This is a genomic window from Chitinophaga sp., assembly GCF_035538455.1.
Lineage (GTDB): Bacteria > Bacteroidota > Bacteroidia > Chitinophagales > Chitinophagaceae > Chitinophaga.
Genome location: NZ_DATLKJ010000091.1, coordinates 1 through 9,238 on the forward strand (window position 1 = coordinate 1; position 9,238 = coordinate 9,238).

Consider the following 9,238-nt stretch of genomic DNA (forward strand, 5'->3'; position numbering starts at 1 on the left):
AGCCGGATTGGGCTACCACTTCCCGCTGCTGTTTGGCGCCGATACCAAGAAAATCTGGACCCTCCGCAAAGCCGGACTGGGGCTCCTCTCCAACCTCCCCGGCGATGAGAAGGCCGTGCCGGTAATCGAAGATACCGCCGTGGCTGTGGAAGACCTGCCTGACTTTATCCGTGACTTCAACGACATCCTCCAACGGTATGGGCTATACGCAGTTCACTACGCACATGCCGGTAGCGGGGAGATTCACCTCCGCCCCATCATCAACCTGAAAACAGCTGAAGGTAACCAGCTTTTCAGAACCATCGCCGAGGAGATAGCCACCCTCGTAAAGAAATACAACGGCTCTCTCAGTGGCGAACATGGCGACGGCAGGCTGCGTGGGGAATTCATTAAACAGATGGTGGGCGAAAAGAACTACGAACTGCTGCGACAGATCAAATACACCTGGGACCCGGAGAATATCTTCAACCCCAACAAGATTGTGGATACTCCATCCATGAACAGCATGCTGCGTTACGAACCCGGTCAGAAAACACCGGCATTCAATACGATCTTCCATTTCCCGGAACAAACGATCCTGCAGCATGCGGAGCAATGCAACGGTTCCGGCGACTGCCGCAAAACGCAGCTGAGCGGCGGCACCATGTGTCCCAGCTACATGGCTACCCGCAATGAGAAAGATACCACCCGCGCCAGGGCTAACATCCTGCGCGAGTTTCTTACCCATTCCTCCAAAGAAAACCGCTTCGACCACAAAGAAATATACGAGGTGCTCGACCTTTGCCTCGCCTGCAAGGGATGTAAGTCCGAATGCCCGTCCAACGTGGATATGGCCAAGCTGAAAATGGAATTCCTTCAGCACTATTACGATGCCAACGGCGTACCGATGCGTGCAAAAATGATCGGTAACTACTCCAAACTGTCTGCGCTCGCAGCTATCGCCCCCGGCATTTACAATGGTCTGATTAATAACTCTTTTACCGGCGGTATTATCCGGAAGATGTCGGGATTTGCAGCAGCGCGTTCCCTGCCTGATCTACATTCCACTACACTCCGCAAATGGTTCAGCAACAAATGGCCCGGGGAAAAACAGGGACCTGCCGGCAATAAAACGGTATACCTTTTCTGCGATGAGTTCACCAACTTCAATGATACGGCTATCGGTATCAAAGCGGTAAAACTCCTGCATAAACTTGGTTATGAGGTGAAGATGACGGAGCATCCCGAGAGCGCCCGCGCGTATATGTCGAAAGGACTGCTGCGCAAAGCACGTACCATCGCCGATGAAAATGTGCGTATATTCAGTAACGTTATAAATGAGCACACCCCGCTAATCGGCGTAGAACCATCTGCCATACTCAGTTTCCGTGATGAATATCCGGATCTTGTGAGTGAGGGTTTGCGCAGCACCGCCAAAGAACTGGCGAAGCATGTCTTCCTGATTGATGAATTTATTGCAGCAGAAGCGGAGAAAGGACATATCACAGCCGCACAGTTCACCACCGGAAAACAACATATTAAACTGCACGGGCATTGCCAGCAGAAAGCATTGTCATCTGCCCTGCACAGCCAAAAGATACTCTCATTACCTAAGAACTATACCGTAGAAGTAATCCCTTCCGGATGCTGCGGAATGGCCGGTTCCTTCGGTTATGAAAAAGAGCATTATGATCTCAGCATGCAGATCGGTGAAATGGTATTGTTCCCTGCTGTGCGCAATGCTGCACCGGGAACTATTATCGCAGCGCCGGGAACCAGCTGCCGCCACCAGGTGAAAGACGGCACCGGCGTGAAAGCGTTGCATCCTTTGGAGGTACTGTACAACAGCCTGGCGTAATAGTTCTCGCAGAGGCGCAAAGGAAGCAAAAAACGCAAAGGATATTTTTAAGTTAGCAAAGATCTACTTAATAGTGCCCGACAATAGTTACCGACTGTTAAATAGTTCTTTGCTAACTTAAAAATATCCTTTGCTTCCTTTGCGCCTCTGCGAGAAATTAATCACTTCCCGGCCTTATGTTGCAATACCCGGCTGATCACCAGCTGATCGAATTTCTCAGGCTCCTCGAAGGGAACAGTATGACCTGATTTTTCGAACCAGAATAATTCTTTATGAGGCGCCTTCAACAGTTTGAAATATTTTTCTGCAATAAAAAATGGCGTATTGTAATCGTGTCGTCCAAGAAAAAAGTAAACCGGTACTTTCAACTCCGGCGCGCTTTTGATAAGGTTCACCTTCAGGAACTGATTCCACAGTGTACGTAAAGAAAATTCTTCTCCTTCGTCATTCTGGTCAAAGTTGTACAAATCTTTTTCCGGTACTGTAAGGTTCTTGAAGAACTTGCCGAAACCCTGCTCTCCGTATACGACACCCCCATAGTGCATCAGCCAGCCGCGCTGCATTCTCAGCCCGTCAACAGAATGAGGATGGCCGGGTTGATACTGGTCTTCAATAGCTTTAAGCTCCGTGATCGCTTTTGTATTCTTATCCTCCTCCGCTTTCCTGAGCGCATACCGGTAAGATTCCAGCTCTCCGGTTTCCATGTCTACCCCCTGTCCAACGCCAGCATAGGCATAAAAATCTTCCGGATACTTTTGTACTACCAACACCCCAAGCACCGAGCCCCAGGAATGCCCCAGTAAATAAATCTTGTCTTTGTGGAAACGCTTCTTCAGCGTAGTCACCAGTTCATGTGCGTCGGAAATAAACCGGGGAATGGTCATGGTTGAATCAGGAATACCAGGTTTGTACGAAAGCCCGGCTCCGCGCTGGTCCCAGTATACGACTACGAAATGTTTCTCCAGTTCACTGTTGTAATTCCTGAACAGATATGATTCAGGGAAGCCTGGCCCGCCATGTAATATGAGCAGAACCGGATCATTGATGTTACTCCCTTTGATGATCACATGCTGAGGAAGATCACCCAGTGTAATTTTTTCGATGGAATAAATACTATCGCCCACAGGCTGGATACCATAGGACCGGAGACAGAAAACAAGCAATAGGCATACGCAAATGCGGATTGCTCTGAGCATGGCAGTGTGCATAGATTTGAGGTGTTTAAAAAAGATAACTATCACTCACAGTTGGCCAGTATATAATTTAGTTTCATAGTGAAATTTAACCACACCATCCTGCTGATATTGTTCATAGAGTTCCTCCAGGCCTTTTATCATCGGATCATAGGATGGATGCCCTTTTTCAGGTGTATAAGAAGCGGAAAGCAGGCGGCCTTTCAGGGCAGGATAATCCATGAATTGTGCATTCTGGAAAGAATGTTCAGTGCAGGCATAAGGTGCAAAAAAGGAAGCTAACGTAGACGCATCTACTTTTCTGTGCTCCATATCCTTGTAGTCGGTACCGTATTGGTGCAGTAAATTTTCATATCCATGTTCAAAAGGTAAGGCCGACTGCCTTACATTCCACATCAGGGTAACGAAGCCTCCCGGCTTTAATATGCGGCGGAATTCTGCGCGGGCCGCGGCCTGATTGAACCAGTGAAAAGCGGTTCCTGCAATAATAAAATCTACAGACACATCCGGCAGCGTGGTATGTTCTGCCGTTCCGGCTATACTGATGAAGCCCGGAAAATGATGCAGCAGTTGTTCCGCCTTTTCACGCATTTCTGTATTAGGTTCTACTGCAAACACCTTGTTGCCGTTTTCCAGGAAGAGCTGTGTGGAAATCCCGGTACCCGAACCAATATCCGCGATAAGTGCATCAGAAGTAAGCCCTGTTTCCGTTTTAAGATATGGCACAATCGCCGCAGGATAATGCGGCCTGTATTTCACATAGTTCTCTACCCGGCTGCTGAAGCGCTCTGTGTTTTTCATAGACACTGAAGATAACGCTATTCTCCCAAACCTTTGGGCTTCTTTTCTTCGTTACCATGCGCTTCCAGATCTGCCAGTTTTTTCTTACCGTAAGAAAGCCTGGTGATCAGCACATACAATACGGGTACGCTGAAAATGGCCAGTACTGTGGCTGCCAGCATACCGCCCACTACGGTGAAACCTATATTAACACGGGAAGCCGCACCGGCGCCTTTGGCAAGGCACAGCGGGATTACACCCAGGATGAAGGCAAAAGAAGTCATGAGAATTGGTCTGAAACGGAGTCGCACTGCTTCCAGCGTAGCGTCCAGCAAAGGCATCCCCCTGTCCACGCGTTCTTTACAGAACTCCACAATTAGGATGGCATTCTTCGCAGCCAGACCAATCAGGGTAATCAAACCGATCTGAGAATATACACTATTAGCCTGCTTGGTCAGGAATAACGCCACAATGGAGCCAAACAACGCAATAGGTACTGCCAGCAACACAGAGAACGGCACCGACCAGCTTTCATACAACGCAGTAAGCAACAGGAACACAAACAAAATAGAAAGCGAAAATATCAATACGCTGGTATTTCCAGCTTCAATTTCCTGCAAAGAAACGTTGGCCCAGTCATAGCCGAAGTTATCCGGTAAAGTCTTGGCGGCTACTTCTTTGAGCGCATTGATAGCGTCACCGCTACTGTAACCCATTTTACTGTCACCATCAATTTCCACGGAACGGTACAGGTTGAAGTGATTGATAACCGGTGCGCCGGCGCCTTTTGAGGAAGTAATGAGCGCGCTGAGCGGCACCATGCCACCCTGGTTGTTCCTCACGTAATAGGTAGCCAGATTGTCTATCGTATAACGATAAGACGAATCAGCCTGCATCACAACCCTGAAGCTCCTGCTGAATTTGGTGAAATCATTGACGTACAGGCCGCCGAGGAAAGTCTGCAAGGCATTGAATACATCGCTTACTGCAACACCTAACTGCTTACACTTGTCCCTGTCCACTTCCACATTGAACTGCGGCGTATTGGCGCTGAAGAAGGCGTAGGCGCGGGCTATCTCCGGGCGCTGGTTAGCGGCCATCAGGAACTGTCCCATCACCTGCATAAACTGTTTTATATCAGGATTACTTTTCTGTTCAAGGATAAAGGAGAAACCGCCGGAAGTACCCATACCACGCAGCGTTGGCGCCGGGATACAGATAACGTTAGCGCCCACTATCCGGCCGGCAGCGCCCTGGATACGGCCCAGCACCGCATTCATATTGTCGCCGTGAGCGTAGCGCACATCCCAGGGTTTAAGACTCACGAAGAAAGTACCGGAGTTGGGTTTCACCGCATTGGCTACGAAGTTCATACCGGCTACGCCGAAGAAGTGATTCACGGCACTGTCTTTTACCAGTATGTCGCTGATCTCACGGATCACTTCCTTGGTCCGGCCGGAGGAAGCGGCTTCTGGTAGTTCCAGTGCAATGAAAATTGCCCCCATGTCTTCCTGCGGCACAAAGGTAGTAGGCGTTTTACGGAAGAGATAGAAAGCGACCAGGAAGATACCTGCCAGGATCACCAATACGATGGGTGTTTTGCGGATCGAATACTTCACACCGTTGCTGTAACGGTTAGTCACCCTGGCAAACCATTCATTGAACTTGAAGAATAGCTTATTGATGCCATGTGATTTCTGGGAGAGGTGAGCGGGCCGCAACAATATGGCAGTTAGTGCCGGCGTCAGTGTCAGTGCCAGGAAAGCCGACAGCAATACGGAGAATGCGATGGTCAATGCAAACTGCTGGTACAACCTTCCACTCACACCCGGTATAAACGCTACCGGTACAAATACCGCAGCGAGGATCAGCGCAATCGCGATAACCGGCGCCTGCACTTCAGACATCGCTTTGTAAGTGGCTTCCAGCGGCGACATCAGGTCAGCGTCAATATGGTGCTGCACTGCTTCTACCACCACAATCGCATCATCCACCACAATACCGATAGCCAGCACAAAGCCGAACAACGTGAGAGTATTGATGGAGAAGCCTAGCAGCTGGAAGAAGATAAATGTACCGATCAGGGAGATCGGAATAACAAGTATAGGAATGATAGTAGCACGCCAGTTCTGCAGAAACACAAATACCACGATCACCACCAGCGCCAGCGCTTCCATGAAGGTCTGTATTACTTCGTCGATAGATATTTTTACGAAAGACGTTGTTTCAAAAGGTACGAGCCATTGCACATCTTCCGGGAAGGATTTTCCCAGTTCCTCCATTCTCTTCATCACACGGTCATTTACATCAAGCGCATTAGCACCGGGAGCAAGATAGATCGCCATACCGCTGCCTGTTTTACCATCGGCTTTAGCTTCGATCGCATAGGTAAATGACCCCAGCGTAATACGGGCCACGTCCCGGAGACGCACGAGCGCGCCGGTTTTGCTGGTTCCTATTACTACGTTACCGAATTCTTCGGAGGTAGCAAGACGGCCTTTTACGCTTACGGTATATTCAAAAGCCTGGTGACTGGAAATAGGCGGTGCGCCTACACTACCGGCAGGTACCTGCTGGTTCTGTTCCTGGATAGCGCGTGCAATGTCGCCTGCCGTGAGGTTCAGTGCAGCCATCTTTTCAGGGTTCAGCCATATACGCATGGAATAGTCCTGGGAGAATGCGTTCACATCACCCACCCCGCTGATACGCGCCAGTTCAGGCTTCAGGTAGATATTGAGATAGTTATCGAGGAACTCGCGGCTATGTGTTTCTTTGGGAGAGTTAAGCGCAATTACCATGAGCATGTCATTGGAGCGCTTCTTCACGGTAACGCCTACACGCCTTACCTCATCAGGCGTACTGGGCAAAGCGAGGCTAACGCGGTTCTGTACGTCCAGCGTGGAAATGTCGGGGTTAGTACCGAGCTTAAAGGTAACGGTGATACTCATAGAGCCATCATTGGCGCTCACCGACTGGATATACATGGCGCCGGGCGTACCGTTTACCTGGTTCTCAATGGGAGTGGTAACGGTTTCTTCCACCGTAGTGGAGTTGGCGCCCACGTAGTTGGCCCTTACATCCGTAACAGGCGGCGCTATATCAGGCAGCTGCGCAATGGGCAGGTTAAACATACAGATCAACCCTACAATCACAATGATGATAGCTATTACGATCGTAGTATTCTTGCGCTCAATAAATGTTTTCGAGATCATACTGTGATGGCAATTTAGGATTAGTGTTTACCTGCCGGCTGTGCCGGTGCAGTGCCCGGACCAGCTACATTTACGGTATCTCCGGGCCTGATGCGTTGCAGACCTTCCACCACTACCCTGTCGCCCGCATTGAGTCCGCTTCTCACGAGCATCATGGTATCCGTAACCGGCCCCGGTACAATGGAAGCTGGTTTCACTACGTTATCTTTTGTCAGCGTAAATACGCTGGTTTCTGAGAGATTCTGTATCATGGCCTTGGTCGGTATAGCCAGCTGATTGGCAGGCGTGGTATACTTCATCACCACCACGCAGCTCATACCGGATTTCAGCTGCCCTTCCTTGTTGTCAAACACCAGTCTGACACGGATGGTACCTGTCTGCTGATCCACGATATTGTTGATGGCCTGGATCTTTCCCTGCTCAGGATACAACTCACCACTGGTGAAACGGAGAAAGAACTTTTCTTCCGATTCTCCTTTCTGTATACGCAGGAACTGCGGCAGACTTCCCTGTGGTACATCAAAGTCGGCGAACATGGGATGTTCGTTGACAACAGTGTTAATCAACGTCTGTCCTGCATTCACGATATCGCCTACTTTGATCTGCACGATACCGATCTTGCCGGTCACCGGCGCGCGGATCACGGCATGGTTAACGTCCGTACCGGCACGGGCCACAGAGGCTTTGGCCGCTGCAACATTCGCCTTTGCTGTAAGCACGGCAGTATATGCCTGGTCAACCGTTTGTTTGGAGATGGCGTCATGATCCAGCAGGGTCTTATACCTTTCGTAGTCCCGCTGGCGCTGGGCCAGATCAGCTTCAGCCTGTTGCTGTGTGGCACTCACCTGACTGTAGGCAGCCGCATACCGGCTCTTATCTATTTCATACAGCGGCTGGCCTTTGGTCACTGAACTCCCATCTTTCACCCTGATATCCTCCAGGTAGCCGGTTACATCCGAACGTATCTCAACGATGTCGTGTGCTACCAATGTAGCCGGAAACTGTTCTGTTACCGTATAGGAGGTGGGTGTTACCTCCGCCGCCACTACCGTCGCTTTCATTCCGCCCATCATTGCCGCCTGCTGTTGCTGCTTCTTGCCGCCACAGGCGCTGCCGAGAATGGCCAATACAATTAAGATCCTGTTTGCTTTAAGGGGCATATGTGAAAAGGTTTTAGCTTTCAGGTTTTACTTTACTTGATTTTTCCCATTGCTTTGTCCAATTCCGTTTTGCTGACCAGCGTATTCAACATGGCCGTAACATAATCGGTACGCGCCTTCGTGAGGTCGCTTTCAGCAGAGATCACATCCAGGCTGGTGGCAACGCCCTGTTCAAACTTCAGCACAATGCGGTCATAAATCCCTTGCGTCAGACCCATGTTGGTCTTCTGTGTAACGAGCAGCGCCTTGTTGTTCTGATAGCTGGTACTGGCATCCTGCACTTCCTGCCGGATCTGTTGCGACAAATAAGCAAGGTCGTTGACAGATTTCTGCAGCGTGATCCTGTTCTCTCTGATCTGATGCAGCCGCTCTGTTCCGGTGAAGATGGGCCACGCGAGCGTGAGCCCCAACACAGAAGCATCATATCCTTTTTTATAGAGGTCGCCGAAATCCGTCGAAAAATAGTTGAATCCATAGTTCACAAAAGCAGATAAAGATGGCAGGTAAGCCATCTTTTTACTTTTGAGGTTTAATTCGTTCAATGCGATCTGCGTCTGTTGAATATTGTATTCAATCCGGTCTTCCACCCGGTAGTTGACCGTATCTGAAACAAAAACAGCCGGATCCAGGTCATTGACAGTCTCCGTGAGCTCAAGGTTGCTCTCCTGCGGCATACCCATCTGGAACTTCAATAACTGTATCGAATATACGAGAAGACGCACCTGATTCTCCAGCTGCGTTATAATATTGTTGTAGGAAACGGTGATCCTGTCTACATCCACTCTTTCTGCCACCCCCGCATCATAACGCGCTTTCGTGTCAGACAGGGTTTTCTTCAGCTGCTCCTGGTTGGATTTGCCGAGGCGGATGTTTTCCTGGTTGGTCAGCACCGCGTAATACGCTTTGGTGATAGCCACGCGCGTATCGATCTCCGTGCGGGTGTACGTCTTGGTGGCCAGTCCTTCATATACACGGGCAGCCTTCAGCCCGAGGAAGTAATCACTCTTAAATACCGTCTGGTTCACTTGTCCGCTTATATTGGAAGAGAAGCGGGTA

Annotated in this window: 6 protein-coding genes; 1 reads left to right on the forward strand and 5 read right to left on the reverse strand. The window is 49.8% G+C overall.

Translation table 11 applies throughout. The features are described from left to right. On the forward strand, window positions 1–1,837 hold a 1,837-nt coding region (locus VM802_RS10625), incomplete at its 5' end, for an FAD-binding and (Fe-S)-binding domain-containing protein (RefSeq protein ID WP_325530146.1). 161 nt (window positions 1,838–1,998) lie between these two features. On the opposite strand, the gene VM802_RS10630 is transcribed toward VM802_RS10625, so the two are convergent. From VM802_RS10630 to VM802_RS10650, 5 genes are all read right to left on the reverse strand, one after another. After that, complete coding sequence (locus tag VM802_RS10630) at window positions 1,999–3,033, reverse strand: alpha/beta fold hydrolase (RefSeq protein ID WP_325530148.1); 1,035 nt, start codon at window positions 3,031–3,033, stop codon at window positions 1,999–2,001. Between the two features lie 45 nt (window positions 3,034–3,078). Beyond that, entirely contained in the window at window positions 3,079–3,831 is a 753-nt protein-coding gene (locus tag VM802_RS10635; protein ID WP_325530150.1) for a class I SAM-dependent methyltransferase, read from the reverse strand. A gap of 17 nt (window positions 3,832–3,848) precedes the next feature. Beyond that, the gene (locus tag VM802_RS10640) at window positions 3,849–7,022 is read right to left on the reverse strand and encodes an efflux RND transporter permease subunit (protein WP_325530152.1); all 3,174 of its coding nucleotides are present in this window, start codon (window positions 7,020–7,022) and stop codon (window positions 3,849–3,851) included. A gap of 20 nt (window positions 7,023–7,042) precedes the next feature. Continuing rightward, entirely contained in the window at window positions 7,043–8,182 is a 1,140-nt protein-coding gene (locus VM802_RS10645) for an efflux RND transporter periplasmic adaptor subunit (RefSeq protein ID WP_325530154.1), read from the reverse strand. 32 nt (window positions 8,183–8,214) lie between these two features. Further along, window positions 8,215–9,238, reverse strand: a 1,024-nt coding sequence (locus VM802_RS10650) for a TolC family protein (protein ID WP_325530156.1), incomplete at its 5' end; no start/stop codon positions are given.